The sequence below is a fragment of the Ectobacillus sp. OTK genome, assembly GCF_059698935.1.
Map to the genome: position 1 here is coordinate 548,096 of NZ_AP048547.1, position 18,772 is coordinate 566,867.

Annotated in this window: 12 protein-coding genes and 1 pseudogene; 8 read left to right on the forward strand and 5 right to left on the reverse strand. The window is 42.7% G+C overall.

What is annotated here, in order from left to right:
• The first annotated feature begins 84 nt into the window (after positions 1-84).
• Both AC6HZ4_RS02810 and AC6HZ4_RS02815 read left to right on the forward strand, forming a co-directional pair.
• Complete coding sequence (locus AC6HZ4_RS02810) at positions 85-1,866, forward strand: IucA/IucC family protein (RefSeq protein WP_497493551.1); 1,782 nt, start codon at positions 85-87, stop codon at positions 1,864-1,866.
• A complete protein-coding gene (locus AC6HZ4_RS02815; protein ID WP_497493553.1) occupies positions 1,863-3,749 on the forward strand; it encodes an IucA/IucC family protein in 1,887 nt (628 codons plus the stop codon). The genes AC6HZ4_RS02810 and AC6HZ4_RS02815 overlap by 4 nt, the downstream gene beginning before the upstream one ends.
• 161 nt (positions 3,750-3,910) lie before the next feature.
• Here the strand turns inward: AC6HZ4_RS02815 and AC6HZ4_RS02820 are convergent, their stop codons facing one another.
• The 4 genes from AC6HZ4_RS02820 to AC6HZ4_RS02835 form a co-directional block, all read right to left on the reverse strand.
• Positions 3,911-5,590, reverse strand: a complete 1,680-nt coding sequence (locus AC6HZ4_RS02820; protein WP_497493555.1) for a glycerol-3-phosphate dehydrogenase/oxidase — start codon at positions 5,588-5,590, stop codon at positions 3,911-3,913.
• Positions 5,591-5,723: 133 nt separating this feature from the next.
• Positions 5,724-7,214: a glycerol kinase GlpK gene (gene glpK, locus AC6HZ4_RS02825; RefSeq protein ID WP_497493557.1), complete on the reverse strand. Its 1,491-nt coding sequence runs from the start codon at positions 7,212-7,214 to the stop codon at positions 5,724-5,726.
• A gap of 13 nt (positions 7,215-7,227) precedes the next feature.
• The gene (locus tag AC6HZ4_RS02830) at positions 7,228-8,049 is read right to left on the reverse strand and encodes an MIP/aquaporin family protein (protein ID WP_497493559.1); all 822 of its coding nucleotides are present in this window, start codon (positions 8,047-8,049) and stop codon (positions 7,228-7,230) included.
• Positions 8,050-8,254: 205 nt separating this feature from the next.
• The gene (locus AC6HZ4_RS02835; protein ID WP_497493560.1) at positions 8,255-8,824 is read right to left on the reverse strand and encodes a glycerol-3-phosphate responsive antiterminator; all 570 of its coding nucleotides are present in this window, start codon (positions 8,822-8,824) and stop codon (positions 8,255-8,257) included.
• 320 nt (positions 8,825-9,144) lie between these two features.
• On the opposite strand from AC6HZ4_RS02835, the gene AC6HZ4_RS02840 reads away from it, so the two are divergent.
• From AC6HZ4_RS02840 to cstA, 3 genes are all read left to right on the forward strand, one after another.
• Positions 9,145-10,878 (forward strand): LytS/YhcK type 5TM receptor domain-containing protein, encoded by a 1,734-nt coding sequence (locus AC6HZ4_RS02840; RefSeq protein ID WP_497493562.1) that lies wholly within the window; start codon positions 9,145-9,147, stop codon positions 10,876-10,878.
• Between the two features lie 11 nt (positions 10,879-10,889).
• Complete coding sequence (locus AC6HZ4_RS02845) at positions 10,890-11,627, forward strand: LytR/AlgR family response regulator transcription factor (protein ID WP_497493564.1); 738 nt, start codon at positions 10,890-10,892, stop codon at positions 11,625-11,627.
• 131 nt (positions 11,628-11,758) lie between these two features.
• Complete coding sequence (cstA, locus tag AC6HZ4_RS02850) at positions 11,759-13,561, forward strand: carbon starvation protein CstA (protein WP_497493565.1); 1,803 nt, start codon at positions 11,759-11,761, stop codon at positions 13,559-13,561.
• 105 nt (positions 13,562-13,666) lie between these two features.
• Here cstA and pyk read toward each other — a convergent pair.
• A pseudogene (gene pyk / locus AC6HZ4_RS02855) lies at positions 13,667-15,076 on the reverse strand (pyruvate kinase); the annotation flags it as partial.
• A gap of 362 nt (positions 15,077-15,438) precedes the next feature.
• Between pyk and AC6HZ4_RS02860 the strand changes: the two are divergent.
• The 3 genes from AC6HZ4_RS02860 to pflB all read left to right on the forward strand — a co-directional run bounded on the left by AC6HZ4_RS02860 (position 15,439) and on the right by pflB (position 18,724).
• Positions 15,439-15,834, forward strand: a complete 396-nt coding sequence (locus AC6HZ4_RS02860) for a DUF2642 domain-containing protein (RefSeq protein WP_497493567.1) — start codon at positions 15,439-15,441, stop codon at positions 15,832-15,834.
• 18 nt (positions 15,835-15,852) lie between these two features.
• Entirely contained in the window at positions 15,853-16,056 is a 204-nt protein-coding gene (locus AC6HZ4_RS02865) for a hypothetical protein (protein WP_497493568.1), read from the forward strand.
• Between the two features lie 418 nt (positions 16,057-16,474).
• Positions 16,475-18,724, forward strand: coding sequence for a formate C-acetyltransferase (pflB, locus tag AC6HZ4_RS02870; RefSeq protein ID WP_497493570.1), 2,250 nt, complete (start codon positions 16,475-16,477; stop codon positions 18,722-18,724).
• The last annotated feature ends 48 nt before the right edge of the window (positions 18,725-18,772 follow it).

Genomic DNA, 18,772 nt, shown 5'->3' on the forward strand with positions numbered 1-18,772 from the left:
AAGAACCTCTTGCTCTGTGCAAGAGGTTTAATTTCCTTCACATTAGGCATATGATATGCTTAATGTGAAGGGGAGAGTGAGATTATGATATTGCACCGATTGCTGCAGGCGCTTGTACGCGAGCAGCTTATTCCATCGCAGTACGTTACATTAGAGCCGCCTTTATTATACATACAGCTTTCTGGAAACCGTTCCTTGCAGGCAAGCATTCAGAGAGTCCTCTCATTTGGAAGATTTGATATGGGCGATATACATATGATAGAGGGTGAACACCAGAGGACTATACAGAGTTCTGAAGAATTGCTTGATTTGATAAGGGAGGAAGGTTGGATTGCACATACAAAGCAATACGAGCGATTTCGAGAAGAGCTGAGAAACAGCGAGGAAAATTATATACTAGCCCTTGATGCCGCCAAAGAGCGGCGCCAATTCCTTCATCAAACATCGATTCAATGGGTGGAGGATGAACTGAAGAGGAATGACTGTTTTAGTTCTCTTATTTTTTATGAGCAATGGGTAATTGAAGGGCACCCGCTTCATCCTGGGGCAAAAATTAAGATGGGCATGAACAAGGATGATGTTGTTCGCTATTCTCCGGAATTTGCAGCACAGCCTCATGTTAAGCTGGCTGCAGCTCGAAGGGAGTGTGCTGTTTCCGTATGTACAGACGGGAAAAGCATTACATCTTTTTTGTATGAGGAATATGAAGGCTTGGAGGAACGTGTGAGAAATGAAATTGGGGAAAATGCGGATGCATATGAGATCATTCCGCTTCATCCATGGCAATGGGAGCATACGATCCCTGTGCTGCATGAGAAGGCTCTAGAGCGAAAGGATTTGATTTTGCTGCGTGATAGTGTGATACCGACCGCTGCTCTTATGTCATTTCGCTCATTAGCTCCTCTTGGTCGGCGTACCAATAGCAAGCATCATATTAAAACAGCTGTAAATGTACAGACAACGGGCGCGGTACGGACGGTTTCTCCAAATTCAGTTGAAAATGGTCCGGTTGTATCTCGTTTGCTGCGCGGTATTCAGCATAAGGAACAATACTTTCAAAATCAGTTTCGTATTTTAGAAGAACAGGCGGGTATTTACTATAATCCGCATGATAAGGAGCTGTCAGAGGAGCAACGGATGCTTCTCCGCAAAAATGCAGCAGCGATTTTACGCGAAAATCCAGAGCAGTTTATTAAGCATGGGGAAGTGATGATGCCGTGTGCCGCATTAATCGCGCAGTCACCGTTTCAAAACAAACCTGTTGTTGCAGAGGTGATTGAGCACTTTGCGAGTAAAGGGCAGGTTAAAGAGACAGTTGCAGCTTTTCTAGATGCATATGCAGGAATCTGTATCCCTCCTATGCTAACGCTGATGACCAAGTATGGAATTAGTATGGAGGGACATCTGCAAAACAGCATTATTGTATTGAATAAGGGAGAGCCTTCTCGTCTGTTTATTCGTGACTTCGGCGGTGTTCGTATATTAGAAGAGCGTTTAAAACAGCAGGGGATGAATGTGTCTCTTTACGCAGGATCTGCAATTCGGGCGAAAAACGGGGAGGATTTATGGAACAAAACATTTTATCCTGTTTTTCAAAATCATTTTGGCGAACTGATCGCATGTCTCGTCCGGTATTTCGACTTATCAGAGGAGCAGCTCTGGAGGCCGGTTGCTGCTGTCTGCCGGAGGGTGTTTTCTCTTTTAAAGAAAGATACCATAACTAGGGCGTATGCCGAGGAGGATGAGGCAGCATTGTTTGCTCCTTATATGGATTTAAAAGCGATGACGAGCATGCGTCTTAAGGGAGATGTAACGGACTATACATTTGCGAAGGTACGAAATCCGTTGGCGGAGGCAGGGCTATGATTCAGGAGCTTATGCTTACGCAGGAAGAACAAGATGTTGTTTCTATGCTGGAGACACAAGCACCGCATTTGCTTTCGCACTATACAAATAGTATACCGGAAGCAAGAACAGCTACGCTGCAGCGCTTTGTTATGTCGCTCATGAGAGAGGATATAGCGGGGATCTATTCAACATCGTACGATTTACATAATGTTTCTCCGCGAAAATCTGTTCCTTTGCTGAAAGATGGTTCGTATAGGGTGTATACATTAGAGGGCGGCGAGCTTCTTTTTATTCCTGTTCGGCAGATGTACGCATTTCAGAGAATGGAGGGCGGGGAAGCAGTTTTTCATCTAAAAGCAGAGAAACTGTATAGATATACATCTGTTTCGGAGCTGATTCGTCTTTTTCCATCTGACCCTCGCTGGAGTGCACTGCTTCTTGAATTGGAAAACAGCAGTGCCAACCTAGCTCTTTCCTTAGCACATTGGAAGTATCGAAAATTCATGTCCGCAATCGAAGGTGAAAGTACCATTCAGTATGCGCTGCGCCAAAAACAACAAAATCCTTCGTTTGATGCGGAATTATTGTTTGAACAGTTCTCTGTGCTTGGTCATAATCTTCATCCATGTGCCAAAACAAGAATGGGAATGGGGGCTTGTGAGGTAATGCAGTACGCTCCGGAGTTTGAAAATGCTGTGCTGCTCCGCTTTCTTGCTGTGCATCGGGGATGGATAGAGCAGCGAATTGCAGAGGGAAGGGAACTGTTTACGGTATTTCCAGAACTGAAACAAGCGATGGAGAGGGAACTCAGTTACAGGAATCTGTCCCCGGTCGATTATGTGCCGGTTCCTATTCATCCTTGGCAAATGCAGTATATAATTCCCAGTGTGTATCAGGATGAACTGGAGAATGGCGTGATCGTCATTTTAAAAGACTATGAAGCTATTAGCTTTGCTCTATCATCATTTCGGACACTACAAGCAGGGAGTTTGGTTGTAAAAACAGCTTTGCGCGCTCAAATGACATCTACGATTCGCTCCATTTCTCCGCAAACTGCAAATAATGCCGCTGTATTTACAGGGTTGCTGCAGACTGTGATGGAGAGGGAACAGCAGCTAGGCTCCAGCTTCTTTCCTGTATATGAATGGGGGGGAGGCAGTTTTCGGTCCCGCGATGAAGAAAAGAAGCGGAATTTGTCATTTGTTTTACGGGAGCAGATTACAGCAGAGGAACAAGAGCTGGCCATAACAGGTACAGCACTTTACAGTGAATCGCTTGTGAGCGATCAACCGATTTTACTTGAGCTCGTTCATCATTACAAAAAGACGATTGGAAGCAAATCGCTTGAGCAAGCTGCGTTCCAATGGTTCACAGAGTATGCCTCGCTGGCTTTAGAAGGATTTTTAACGCTTATGGTGAAATACGGAATTGGTCTGGAGGGACATCTGCAAAATAGTATTCCTGTTTTTCGAGATGGCCGCATTGTACGTATGCTGTTTCGAGATTGGGGAGGAGTAAGAATATACAAGCCGCGCTTAGAGCAAGCTGGTTTATCTGCAAGCTTTTCCCCAGGGTCGCTCATTCTCACCTCATCGTTAAATGAGATGCAAAATAAAGTCTTTTATACAGTCATACAAAATCATTTGGGGGAAATTGTGTATCTGCTTTGCAAGCATCTCAATCTTTCAGAGGAGATGTTTTGGGCAGAGGTAAGGCGGATTTGTGAATATCTGTTCCGAAGCTTAGAGGAGGAGTACGGTACATCCGCCCAGCAGGATCGCGGCGCTTTTTTTGCCCAGACAGTTGACTATAAAGCATTGCTTACGATGCGACTAAGAGAAGGGGAGAAATCGTATAGCTATGTAAAGGTGGATAATCCTTTATATAAATGTGATATCTAAAGAACATACTGCAGAATGCTGCAGCTTTATTTCAAGCACTAAAACAAGATACCGAAGGAGAGTCCCCTTCGGCTTTCTCCTGTCTTTAGAATAATCTCCTGCACAAAAGGCAAAAAAGCCTTGTGTGCGGGAGGGTATTCTTCCGCACACAAGGGCTGGCCTTATGCTCCAAGTGAATTTTTATTTGTTTCATCGACTGGGACTACCGCGTCATGCAGTTCTTTTTCCAGCTGTTGCACAAAGCGCTGTTTTTCCTGTGTACTCCAGTTTAAACGTTTTGCCATATAGTCGATAACAGGCTCCTTCCACATACGCACCCAATCGATTCGGAAAAATAACGCTCCGGTACGGCGGATGAAGAAGTCTACAGGCGTGGCTGCCATTTCATACTCCATTGCGTAAATAAGCGGCAAAAGTACTGTTACTGGCATATTTAAACGAATGGCCTCTTCTTTATGCTGCTGTGCAAGAGAGAAAAGAACATCGACATTAGAGCCGTAAAATTCAGCAAATTTCCGTGCTTCTTGTTCAGTTAAGCCATAATTCTTTCCTTCTTTGGCCTTTTTCTCAATAAAGGAAGAGAGACGGCTGGAGCCCCCTACATGTCCTCCTGAGATTGGCATATTTTTTGTCTGAGAGGCTGGGATAGAAGGGTGCCCTTCTTGCTTTAACAAATCTGCAATACGGTCCACTACCATTTCCGCCATTTTTCGGTAGCCTGTCAGCTTGCCGCCTGCAATCGTAATGAGGCCGCTGTCAGATTGCCAAATTTCATCCTTACGAGAAATTTCCGATGCATTCTTTCCTTCTTCATAAATGAGCGGACGTACACCAGCCCAGCTTGATTCAATATCTTTTTCAGAAATGCGCACTCCCGGGAACATGTAATGAATGGCATCAAGAATATATTTTCGGTCTGCTGCTGTCATTTTTGGTGTTGCTGCGTCATCCTTATAGAAGGTATCTGTTGTACCCACATATGTTTTTCCATCTCGGGGAATTGCAAATACCATACGTCCGTCCGGTGTATCAAAGTAAACAGCTTGCTTGAGCGGGAAGCGGCTTTGATCTATAACAAGGTGTACGCCTTTTGATAATTGAAGCTGTTTTCCCTTTTTTGAGTTATCTTTTTCACGCAGCTGATCTACCCATGGACCCGCTGCATTTACAATCTTTTTCGCATATACCTCGTAAACAGCTCCATCAAGAACGTCTGTTACTTTTACGCCGCAAATTTTCCCTTTATTGTATAGAAATTCTTGTACCTTTGCATAGTTTATAGCCTTCGCTCCACGTGTAACGGCTTCTTTTAGTACCTCAATTGTTAATCGGGCATCATCTGTACGATATTCTACATAATACCCTCCGCCCTTTAACCCTTCTCGCTTTAACAGAGGCTCTTTCTGGATCGTTTTCTCCCTTGTTAGCATAGAGCGGCGCTCGCCTTTTTTTACACCTGCTAAAAAGTCGTATACTCTTAATCCAATGGACGTAGAAAACTTCCCAAATGTGCCTCCTTCATGAAGAGGAAGAAGCATCCATTCAGGCTTTGTCACATGCGGCCCGTTTTCATATACAATAGCCCGCTCTTTTCCAACCTCTGCTACCATTTTGACTTCAAATTGTTTTAAGTAGCGAAGCCCCCCATGCACTAGCTTTGTAGAGCGGCTTGATGTACCTGCTGCAAAATCCTGCATTTCAAATACTACTGTTGATAATCCGCGCGTTACTGCATCCAGCGCAATACCGCAGCCTGTAATTCCTCCGCCTACAATAATAACGTCAACGTGCTGCTTGTGGACCTGTGCAAATACGTTTTTTCTTTGTTTACTTGAAAACATGTGTACGCCTCCTTTGTTGATAAAAAAAAGAGAGACCACAAACAGCGCTATGAAAATATATCATAACGAGTTGTGGTCTCTCTAAATCTCCTGCCAAATTATTAACTTATCTATATAATACTACAATTTACATTTATTTGAAAGCCTTTGTTGCGAAAATTGCTTTTTTCCAGCCTGCATACAATTGTTCGCTGTACTCTTTTTCCATATGAGGCTCAAAACAATGATCGCGGTTCCACTGCGCAGCCAATTCCTCTTGGCTGCTCCAATAGCCTACTGCTAAACCAGCTAAATATGCTGCACCAAGTGCCGTTGTTTCATTTACAACCGGCCGCTCTACAGATACTCCTAATATATCGCTTTGGAATTGCATTAAGAAATTGTTTTTTACAGCTCCTCCGTCTACACGTAACGTTTTTAATTCAATTCCGGAGTCTGCTTCCATCGCACCAAGTACATCTTTTGTTTGATATGCGAGTGATTCTAGAGTTGCACGAATAAAATGTTCTTTCGTTGTACCACGAGTCATACCAAACACGGCACCGCGCACGTCGCTATCCCAATATGGTGTTCCTAGTCCAACAAATGCTGGAACGAAATAGACACCTTCTGTTGAATCTACACGGGATGCATAGATCTCACTTTCCTTGGCATCTGCAAACATGCGAAGTCCATCACGCAGCCATTGAATAGCAGAGCCTGCCACGAAAATACTTCCTTCTAATGCATATTGGATTTTTCCGTTTAACCCCCATGCAATTGTTGTTAACAGTCCATGCTTAGAAGCTACTGCTTTTTCGCCTGTGTTCATGAGCATAAAGCATCCTGTACCGTACGTATTTTTTACCATTCCCTCACTAAAGCACGCTTGCCCAAACATTGCAGCATGTTGATCACCAGCAATTCCGGAAATTGGAATATTTTGACCGAAGAAGTGATAATCCACTGTATGAGCGTACACTTCAGAGGACTGACGAACCTCTGGCAGCATGCTCTTTGGAACTGTTAGAATTTCTAATAACTCATCGTCCCATTTCAATTCATGAATGTTGTACATAAGCGTCCGGGATGCATTAGAATAGTCCGTTACGTGAGCTTTGCCTCCGGACAATTTCCATGTTAGCCACGTATCAATCGTTCCAAATAGCAATTCACCGCGCTCTGCTTTCTCACGTGCGCCTTCTACATGATCAAGAATCCATTTTACCTTTGTTCCCGAGAAGTATGCATCGATTAGTAATCCTGTTTTAGATCGTACTATTTCATCGTAGCCTTGTGCCTTTAACTCTTCGCAAATTTCTGCTGTTTGACGGGATTGCCATACAATTGCGTTATAAACCGGATTTCCTGTTTCTTTTTCCCATACAACAGCTGTTTCACGTTGATTTGTAATCCCGATGCCGGCAATCTGCTCTGCTTTTACATTCGCTTCACTTAAACAAGAAGCAATAACGGCCAAAATGGATCCCCAAATTTCATTTGCATTATGCTCTACCCAGCCTGGATTTGGGAAGTATTGCGTAAATTCCTTTTGCGCTGAATGTACAATTTCTCCATTTTTATTGAACAAGATTGCACGAGAACTGGTTGTTCCTTGGTCTAATGACAGAATATATTTTTCCATAATACATCCTCCTTTAAGCAGCTGCTTTTTTCATAGTCTTTTTATCTGATTTTGTTCCCAATGTATATGATAATAATAAAATAATAGCAGTTACAATTCCTACATAGATGAATGCAGGAGATTCTTTTCCTTCGAATACGGAATGGTAGAACATCCCGCCGAGGGAGCCTCCTAGTAGAGGACCAACTACTGGAATCCACGCGTATTTCCAGTTTGATCCACCTTTTCCTGCGATCGGAAGGAAGAAATGAGCCAAGCGAGGCCCCAAGTCACGAGCAGGGTTAATTGCATATCCTGTTGTTGCCCCTAAAGACAAGCCAATTGCTACGATGAAGAAGCCCACAATAAACGGATTTAAACCGTCTGTAAATTTGTTTGCGCCAATTGCTAGAATACCAAACACAAGTATAAATGTACCAATAATTTCACTAAGTAAGTTGGCAAACGTATGATGAATGGCTGGTCCGGTTGCAAAAACACCTAGTTTTGCATCAGCATCTTCAGTTTCTTTCCAATGCGGCAAGTAATGCAATACTACAAGGCCAGCTCCGAGAAATGCACCAATCATCTGTGCCGCAATGTAGGAAGGCACTTGCTCCCATGGGAAGCTTCCATTAAATGCTAAGGCTATTGTTAATGCAGGGTTTAAATGAGCACCGCTGATTGGTCCAGAAACATACACTGCAATTGCGACCGCTAATCCCCATCCCATTGTAATAACCATCCAGCCGGCATTTTGTGCAAATGACTTCTTTAACGTCACAGCAGCGCATACGCCCGCACCAAATGTAATAAGTACCATTGTACCAATTAACTCGCCCCAGAATGCAGACATAACAAACCTCCTATTGATCTAGTATTTTAAGCTTCATATAGGTACGGTACACGAATGGCCATTCTTTAAAAATAAGAAAATCCACACCTACATAAGCCTGCCTAAAGCAGAACTGTACAGGTGTGGATCTCTTATTTCTCCGTCACTTATATTAACTTGCTTTTAATATAACCCAATGATGTAAGCGGTGTCAATTGCATTTTAACTATTTTTTTATAAATTCTCCATATTTTCTCCATAATTCTGTGTTGGAGGTGGTAATGCCAACTGCACCTGCCTGCATAGCCCGTTCGATATCATCTGCTGTGCGAATAAATCCTCCGGCAATAATAGGGATTCCTGTCTGTTCATGTACTTCTGCAATGACTTGTGTAAGTGCCCCAGGCAATACTTCTATATAGTCCGGCATCGTTTTCTGTAATAGCACGTAGCTTTTTTCAAGCGAGGAGGAATCAATTAGAAAAATTCGTTGGATCGTAACAACCCCTTTTTGTTTTGCTTTTAAAATCACATTTGTTTTTGTAGATAGTATCCCATATGGTTCAAATTCCTGACAAACATATTCTGTGGCATATGCATCATTTTGCAGACCGTGAATTAAGTCGATATGTAAAAATACCTTTTTATTATGCTTTCTTGTTAGTGACATAATACTTTTTAGCTGTGCGATATGTATATCTAAAATAACAATATACTCGTATGTGCTATATAGCAATTTCTCTAAGTCCTTTATATGACGTACAGCTGGTAAGATTTTTTGATTTTGAAATCCCATCTTAATCTCCTTTCTGTTTCCTGCTATTTTGTACTGCTTTGCAAATACATGATGGTTTGAGTGTTTTTTTCTATAAGCCACATGTAGCATTCTTTTGTAATATTATATACTGCTGGCTGTGTGAGTGAATCACAAAAAACAATAAAGTCGTACAAAAAAGAGTTTCTTTCTTATAGAATGTAAGTGCTGGCGTGTACAATATTCTATAATACATAGAGGAGCCGCTGATGGTTTAATGCAGAAGTTTCCTAAGGGATATTTTTAGATAGCAATGCGGTATGATAGAGAAAAAGATTTATGGAAGTAGAAGGGTGAAAAATATGATTAGCTTATTGCCCCTCATGGTCGAACGTGTTGGTGTTTTAATTATTGTTGCGTTTTTGCTGTCACGGCTGAAGGCATTTCGCCGTATTGTGCGAAATGAGAATGGACTTAAGGAAAAAGTTATTCTTATTGTAATTTTTGGCCTGTTCGGGGTTATTAGTAACTATACAGGTATTGAGATTCACGGTAATCAAATTGTGCATGAAAGCTGGTCTATGGGAGTGGAGCCGGCAAATGCTATTGCAAATACGCGTGTTATGGGAGTTGGTATCGGCGGCTTACTCGGAGGTCCGCTTGTTGGATTGGGAGCAGGACTTGTTGCGGGAGGACACCGTTATTTTTTAGGCGGATTTACTGCTTTTGCTTGTGCAGTATCATCGATATTGGCAGGTGTGGCTTCTGGCTGGATTGGAAAACGCTGCAGCAGGAATGGAATAGTTTCTCCGTGGCTTGCTGTACTTGTTGGTATGTTGCTTGAAGCGTTCCAGATGGGTATCATTTTGTTAATTACCGAGCCGCGTGATTTGGCATGGGAGCTTGTGAGTACTATTGCTGTACCAATGATTTTTATTAATGGCTTAGGTAATCTCTTGTTTATGTTTATCATTCAGGCGATTTTAAGAGAGGAGGAGCGTACGAAGGCGTTGCAAACATATAAGGCACTGCAAATTGCGGATCAAACGCTCCCATACTTCCGTCAAGGATTGAATCTACAGTCCTGCAGGGAGGCAGCAATCATTATTCATCGTCTAACAGGAGCTGACGCAGTCGCGATTACAGATACTCAGCAAGTGCTTGCGCATATTGGATCTGCCTCAGATCATCATACTCCGCTGCATAGTCCGGCTACGGAGCTAACGCGTGCTGTATTAGAAAAGGGGGTCATCATCACAGCGAGAAAAAGGGAGGAAATTAATTGCTTTCAGAGCGATTGCTCGCTGCAGGCGGCTGTTATTCTTCCATTGCGCGTGCACGATATAACAGTCGGTACGCTGAAGCTATATTTCGAGCATCCGAGTCGTCTGGATAAGGTAGAGCAGGAACTCGCAGAAGGACTAGCTAGATTGTTCTCAACACAGCTTGAGCTGGCAGAAGCGGAGCGGCAAACAAAGCTTCTGCAGGATGCTGAAATTAAAGCGCTGCAGGCACAAGTGAACCCGCATTTTCTGTTTAATGCGATTAATACGATTTCGGTGCTCTGCCGGGTAGACCCGGAAATGGCACGAAAGCTGCTGTTAAAGCTTAGCGTTTATTTTCGAAGCAACTTGCAAGGAGCACGGCATATGCTCATTCCACTTGAAAAGGAGCTAGAGCATGTTGAAGCATATCTTTCGCTTGAGCAGGCGCGTTTTCCGAATAAGTATACGGTTTCGTTTCAAATTGAGCCAGGATTAGAGCAGGTGCCAATACCTCCTTTTACACTGCAGCCGCTTGTGGAAAACTCAATTCGCCATGCATTTCGTAAAGTGCAAGGGAAAAGGGAAGTAAACATTCATATTTTCTCAGATGAACGATATATGTACGTATCCGTAGCAGATAATGGAGAGGGAATCCCGGCAGAGCGGTTGCCAAAGCTGGGAATAGAAGCCGTTTTTTCTGAGCAAGGAACGGGAACCGCATTGTATAATATCCATGCGCGACTGAAGGGCCTCTATGGGGAAGAGGGGAAACTTTACATTGAAAGTAAGCAAAGCGCTGGAACAGAAGTATCATTTCGAATTTTGAAGTAAAGGGGATTTGTATGTTTAAAGCATTTATAGTAGATGACGAGCTATTGGCGCGTGAGGAGCTGAAGTATGTGCTTCGCCGCGGAAAGCAAGCAGAAATTGTGGGGGAAGCGGAAACTGCTGAAGAAGCGCTTGAGCAGATTGTACTTTTGCAGCCTGATATTGTGTTTTTAGACATTCAGCTTTCAGAAGAGAGCGGGTTGGATGCCGCGAGACGCCTGAAGGAGCTGCAGCAGCCGCCCATTGTCATATTTGTCACAGCGTATGACGCTCATGCGCTGCAGGCATTTGATCTAAATGCCATAGATTATATATTAAAGCCATTCGATGAGAGCCGCATCGAACAAGCACTTGAGAAGATTAAAAGGATAAAACAGCCGAGTGAAACAGAATTTGCTGTGCAGGAAACTACACGAAGCAGCCGAACAGGAAAGTTGGCTATTGAGACTGATGAACGCATTGTATTGGTAGAGATAGAACATATTGTTTTTATAGGTCTTATAGAGGGCAAAACAGTTATCAAGACGCTGGAGCATCAACACAAGGTAAGCGATGCGCTTGTAACGCTTGAAAGAAAGCTGCCACATGATACATTCATACGCGTTCACCGTGCATTTATGGTAAATCTAAAGCATATTGTGGAAATGGAGCCTTGGTTTCACTCGACTTATAATCTAACTATGAAGGATGGCTCAAAGGTGCCGGTCAGTCGGACATATGTGAAGGAGCTAAAGCAGGCGCTTGGCTTATAGCTGCGTTTTATCCCTTTTCTGCTGCATTTCGTTTTCTAAAAATTGCTTTTTATCATGAAAATAACTAGAAAGCATTTTCATAGTATACGATAAAGAACAGAAGTGGAGAATATAGGAAAGGGTGAGGAGAAATGAATGCGATTACATTTGTGATTGGTTCGATGTGTGTACTTATGATTGCTTATCGTTTATATGGTACGTTCATGGCTGTAAAGGTTTTAAAGCTCGATGACTCGAAGCCGACTCCAGCTCATGATTTACAGGATGGAAAGGATTATGTTCCGACAAATAAATGGGTTGCATTTGGTCATCACTTTGCGGCGATTGCAGCGGCTGGTCCTCTTGTCGGTCCGATTTTGGCAGCGCAATTTGGCTATCTGCCGGGGTTGTTATGGCTTTTAATTGGTGCGGTAATTGGTGGAGCTGTTCATGATGCGGTTGTATTATTTGCTTCCATGCGGAAAGAGGGAAAATCGTTATCTGAGGTAGCAAAGGATGAACTCGGCCCTGTTGCGGGATTTTGTACAGGCTTGGCAATGCTGTTTATCATTACAATTACAATGGCTGGTCTGTCTATGGTCGTACTTCATGCATTGGAAAACAATCCTTGGGGCACATTCGCAGTAGGAAGCACAATTCCAATTGCAATGGGTGTTGGCTTGTACTACAAGAAAACAGGGAACCTAAAAGGAGCTTCTTTGGTTGGCTTTATTCTTGTAATGACGGCAGTATTTGCAGGGCCTTCTATTCAACATACAGCATTAGGTGAATTTTTAACAATCGATAAGAAAGCGCTGTCATTAATCTTGCCAATTTATGCATTCTTTGCAGCAGCACTGCCAGTTTGGCTCTTATTGGCGCCGCGCGATTATTTAAGCAGCTTTATGAAAATTGGAGTATTCATTGCACTTATCATTGGGGTGTTCGTAGTAAATCCAGCAATTCCATTCCCAGCTGTAACAGAATTTGTGAATGGCGGGGGACCTATTTTGGCGGGTCCAGTTTGGCCGTTTATTTCTATCACTATTGCTTGCGGCGCGATTTCTGGTTTCCATGCATTCGTAGGCTCAGGTACAACGCCAAAAATGCTTGATCGCTGGAGTGATATTAAAGTAGTAGGCTTCGGTGCGATGCTAGTGGAATCATTAGTAGGGGTTATGGCTTTAATTGCGGCAACAGCGTTACAGCCAGCAGATTATTTTGCGATTAACTCTACGCCGGAGGTATTCAAAACATTGGGCATGCAGGTAGAGCACCTGCCGCAGCTCAGCAAGGAAATCGGTCTGAATCTTGAAGGGAGAACGGGCGGTGCAGTAACGCTTGCAGTAGGAATGACGTATATTTTCACTGCCATCCCATGGTTTGAAAAATTGGCATCTTATTTCTTCCAATTTGTTATTATGTTTGAAGCGGTATTTATTTTGACTGCAATTGATGCAGGAACACGTGTAGCACGTTACATCATTCAGGACTTCTTTGGTGAATTTTATAAACCGCTGAAAAAGGTAGATTGGTTGCCGGGCTCTATTTTTGCAAGTGCATTGGCATGCTTTATGTGGGGATATCTGTTGTACTCTGGTGATATTGGATCTGTCTGGGCATTGTTTGGCGTATCAAATCAGCTGATGGCATCCATCGGTTTAATCATAGGGGCAACCGTTATTTTGAAAATAGCTGATAAGCGAGTGTATATGTTAACCTGCCTTATTCCGTTGGCATACTTGTATGTAACAGTCAATTATGCAGGATATTGGATGGTCACAAATGTATATTTAAATGCAGCGTCTAAAGGCTATAACGTCTTAAATGGTGTACTATCTATTATCATGCTCGTCCTTGGAGTTGTCATTATGGTGACAGCTGTTCGCAAATGGATTGAGCTTTGGAATAACCCGTATTATCCATTGGATGTAAAGAAGGCAAAAACAGTATGACGTATACAAAATAAAAAGGGATGAGTAATCACTCATCTCTTTTTATTTATGAGAAATTCGAAATGGCTTCTTATTGTTACATATAAATTAAGAAAGCTGTCATTCCACTGTATGAATCTTCATTAAGTTCGTTGTCCCGACCTCTCCGACCGGTACGCCTGCTGTAATAATAACAACATCCTGCTTCGCGATCAGATTTGCATTTTTTGCTGCTGTAACTGAGTTTTGAATCATCTCATCGGTTGTCTGGATACTATCTGACCATAATGCATGCACGCCCCAAATGAGGGAGAGCTGCCGCTGCACTGTTTCATTACATGTAACTGCGATGATCGGCGCCTGCGGCCTGTACTTTGAAATCATTTTCGCTGTATAGCCGCTTACAGTTGGTGCAAGAATTGCTTTTGCTTGCAGGGTAAGAGTTGTATGGGCGGCAGCTTGTCCGATAATTTCTGTCGTGGTTGCCTGTTCGATCATTCGTTCCTGCTGCAATTCTTGATAATTTAATGATTGTTCTACGCGATTTGCAATACGGTTCATCATTTGTACAGATTCTACTGGATATTGACCCGCCGCGGTTTCTCCAGAGAGCATAATGGCATCAGTTCCGTCAAATACGGCATTGGCGACATCGGATGCTTCCGCACGTGTTGGGCGGGGATTACGCTGCATTGAGTCGAGCATTTGCGTTGCAGTAATGACAGGCTTTCCTGCTGTATTGCATTTTTTGATCAATGCTTTTTGGATGATTGGGACTTCTTCTGCTGCAATCTCAATTCCCATATCGCCGCGTGCGACCATTAAGCCATCGGCTGCTTCTAGAATGGAATCAATATTATCAATTCCCTCTTGGTTTTCGATTTTCGCAATGACCCCAATGTGCAGTGCATTATGTCCGGAGAGGATATGCTTAACCTCCAGAACATCTTCTGCTTTTCGTACAAAGGAAGCAGCTATATAATCAATACCTTGTCCGATGCCAAAAATAATGTCTTGTACATCCTTTTCTGTTACGCCGGGGAGACGGATTTTGACATTCGGCACGTTTACTCCCTTATGATTTTTGATAATTCCTCCATGAATGACCTTTGCTTGCAATTCACCCTTTGTTTTCTCAACAACCTCAAGCTCCAGCAAGCCGTCATCGATCAGCAAACGTGAGCCGACCTCTACGTCATCATACAAACCTTCATATGTAATAGAGAATTTGTTGGCTGTTCCTAACACCTCTTGCATGGAGATTGTTACTATTGATCCATCCTTTAATTCAGCCTGTCCATTTTCGAAATTATGGGTACGGATTTTTGGCCCTTTAATGTCCAGTAAAATAGCAACTGTGCTTCCTGTTTGTTTGGCAGCTTCTCGAATCGATTGAATTCGGGATTGGTGCTCCTCGTGAGTGCCATGCGAGAAGTTTAGCCGGGCAACATTCATCCCGGCCTTTAGCAAATGTGTAAGGATTTCAATGCTTTCACTTGCAGGACCGATTGTACAAACAATTTTTGTTTTACGCATATTATAGCTACTCCTTTTTTTATCTTAAATAATAAGGAAATTGAATGTTTATGTGGTTTATGTCCACTTTTTTGATGTTTAGCTCCAGCACTCAGCCCCCAGCAAGCAAATACTTCTCCCAGATCGGACGCTTTGTGCACGGATTGTTTGCCTGTCGAGGCTAATCAGGGCGCTTGCGATTTTCTTACTACAACCTTAGATTAAGACTTGTTCCGCTTCCTCATTCATCAAAGTACACAACATTTTCTGAAATAATGTGCGCTTGTCCTCTCACAAAGAAGTTCACGGTTGTATACATTGATAAAGGAAAAGCGGTCTGCTTGTCTAGAGCTGTGTGATTGTAAAGAAGGGACTATTCAGGTATGGGCAATAAGTTTTTGAGCGGGATTGCGCGCTTTCTAGAAACGCAAATCAAGCTCATTTTGGAGAAACATCTTCTCCCTAAAATAGAAGATATATTATTTTCCCGAAAGTTTGCACGGTATATCCAACAACAAACGAAGCAAGCCATTCAAGAGATGTATATATCGGACAAGTCCGGAGATTCTGCCTGCTATTTCTCAAAGGAATGCACAGGTGCATCCTTTCGAATGATTGCGGAGGAGTTTTTACAACAAGAAGCAGAGGTTGTAACAAATGCTGGTGTTCTAAAAGGAGTCATTATTGAGGTGAAAGAGGATTACATGACCTTGCAGGAATCATCCGCTTCCATTGTCATACTGCCATTTGCAAGCATTTCATCAATCCGTGAGTCTTGAAGGGAAGTGGAGTAAAGCATGTTTTATGATGTACTGCGTACGTGTGCGGGAGAAGTAGTGCAAGTGATAACAGCAACGGAAACGGTAAAAGGTACAGTTCTTTCCGTTATCGATGACGGTATGATTATCCGTACAGCGAATCGGAATCCGGATGGATCGCAAGAGGAGATCGTTGTTCGTATGTCTTCTATTTCATATGTCAGATTTTTTTATAAAAAGTAACAGACAAACGGACAAGCTGTTCGTACAGAATATTTGCTTGTCCTACATAGACTGGTAGGATATTTACTCAGACGGCAGAGCTGCTATAAGTACATATAGATGGGAAATTTATGCCTATGATTATAACAGTTGTTGAAGGTTGAGTATTACAGTTTTTGCGATGGTGCTGTTGCAGAATACGATTCTGTTATGGCTGCAGCAAGAAAAATTACATAGGAAAAGAGGTTTTTAAACAAAATTACGTAGGGATTTCGTATGTTCACATTTCCTTGCTCATTCCTTCACATTTCCTTGCTCATTCCTTCACATTTGTGTCACATCTTACTCTTCCGAGCAATTAGAAACATAGTATGATGTATGTGTAAACTGTTATAACCAAAAAAAATCTCTGTATTAATTAGAAGTGGAGGGAATTTGGATGACACAGACAATTGAAAAAGCAGTAAATGCGTGGCAAGAGTTTAAAGGTGACAAATGGAAAAGTGAAATTGATGTTCGCAGTTTTATTTTAGATAATGTAACCGTTTATAAAGGGGACGAAAGCTTTTTAGAAAATGCGACAGCTGCAACAGCAAAGCTTTGGGAGCAGGTAATGGAGCTAACGAAGAAAGAGCGCGAGAACGGCGGTGTGTTGGACATGGATACAAGCATCGTATCTACCATTACATCCCATGGTCCTGGCTATTTAAATAAAGATTTAGAAACGGTAGTCGGTTTTCAAACAGATAAACCGTTTAAGCGTTCTCTTCAGCCATTTGGCGGCATTCGCATGGCGGAGCAGTCGTGTGAATCCTACGGCTTTAAGGTGGATGAAGAAATAAGTCGTATCTTTAGTGAATTCCGTAAAACGCATAATCAAGGCGTATTTGATGTGTATACAGATGAAATGAAAGCAGCGCGTAAATCCGGGGTTATTACTGGTCTTCCAGATGCATACGGCCGTGGTCGAATTATCGGTGATTATCGCCGCGTGGCGCTATACGGAGTAGACTGCCTCATCCAAGAGAAGAAGAAGGACCTGCAAACAACAGGAAAAGTAATGAATGAAGAAACAATACGTCTTCGTGAAGAATTATCCGAACAAATCCGAGCTTTAGGCGAATTGAAGCAGTTGGCGGCTTCGTACGGATATGATATTTCTAAGCCGGCAACAAATGCGCAAGAAGCTATTCAATGGTTATATTTTGCCTACTTAGCAGCGATTAAGGAGCAAAACGGCGCAGCAATGAGCTTAGGGCGTACGTCTACATTTTTGGATATCTATATTGAACGCGATTTGCAAAATGGTACTTTGACAGAAGAACAAGCACAGGAGCTCGTTGATCACTTTGTCATGAAGCTCCGCCTTGTAAAATTTGCAAGAACGCCAGACTACAATGAACTATTCTCAGGCGATCCTACTTGGGTAACAGAATCGATTGGCGGCATTGCACTTGATGGTCGTCCGCTTGTAACAAAAAACTCATTCCGTTTTCTGCATACATTAGATAATCTGGGACCAGCACCAGAGCCCAACTTAACAGTGCTTTGGTCTAAACAATTGCCGGAGGGCTTTAAAAACTATTGTGCGAAGATGTCCATTAAAACATCAGCCATTCAATACGAAAACGATGACATTATGCGTCCAGAGTACGGCGATGATTATGGAATTGCCTGCTGTGTATCCGCCATGAGAATCGGCAAGCAAATGCAATTCTTCGGGGCACGCGCGAACCTTGCAAAGACATTGTTATATGCGATTAACGGCGGCAAGGATGAAAAGCTGAAGGTGCAAATTGCACCGGAATTCGCTCCGATTACATCAGAGGTTCTGGACTTTGATGAGGTTATGCACAAGTTCGATAACATGATGGAGTGGCTTGCAGGACTGTATATTAATACATTGAACGTAATTCACTATATGCACGATAAGTATAGCTATGAGCGTATTGAGATGGCGCTTCATGATACAAAAATTCTTCGCACGATGGCAACAGGCATTGCAGGGCTCTCTGTCGTAGCGGATTCCTTAAGTGCCATTAAATATGCAAAGGTAACACCAATTCGTGATGAAAATGGCATCGCTGTTGATTTTGAAATCGAAGGTGATTTCCCGAAATATGGAAACAACGATGATCGTGTAGATTCTATTGCGGTAGATTTAGTAAAACGCTTTATGACAAAATTACGCAAGCATAGCACATATCGTAATTCTATGCACACTATGTCTATCTTAACGATTACCTCTAACGTTGTATACGGTAAGAAAACAGGAAATACACCGGATGGCCGCAGAGCAGGTGAACCATTCGCGCCTGGTGCGAATCCGATGCACGGCCGCGATACAAAGGGAGCACTTGCATCATTATTCTCCGTTGCAAAGCTGCCATATGAGCATTCATTAGATGGCATTTCCAATACGTTTTCCATCATCCCGAAGGCATTAGGTAAGGAAGAGGAAACACAGGTACGCAATCTTGTATCCATGCTGGACGGCTATGCAGTGAAGGAAGGTCATCACTTAAATATTAACGTATTTAACCGTGACACATTGCTTGATGCGATGGAGCATCCAGAGAAATATCCACAGTTGACGATTCGTGTATCCGGCTATGCAGTAAACTTTATTAAGCTTACTCGCGAGCAGCAAATAGATGTAATTAACCGGACGATGCACGGAAGCATGTAACGAGGAAAGGCTGGATTATATTTTGCAATCTCCCTGCGTGAGACGGGG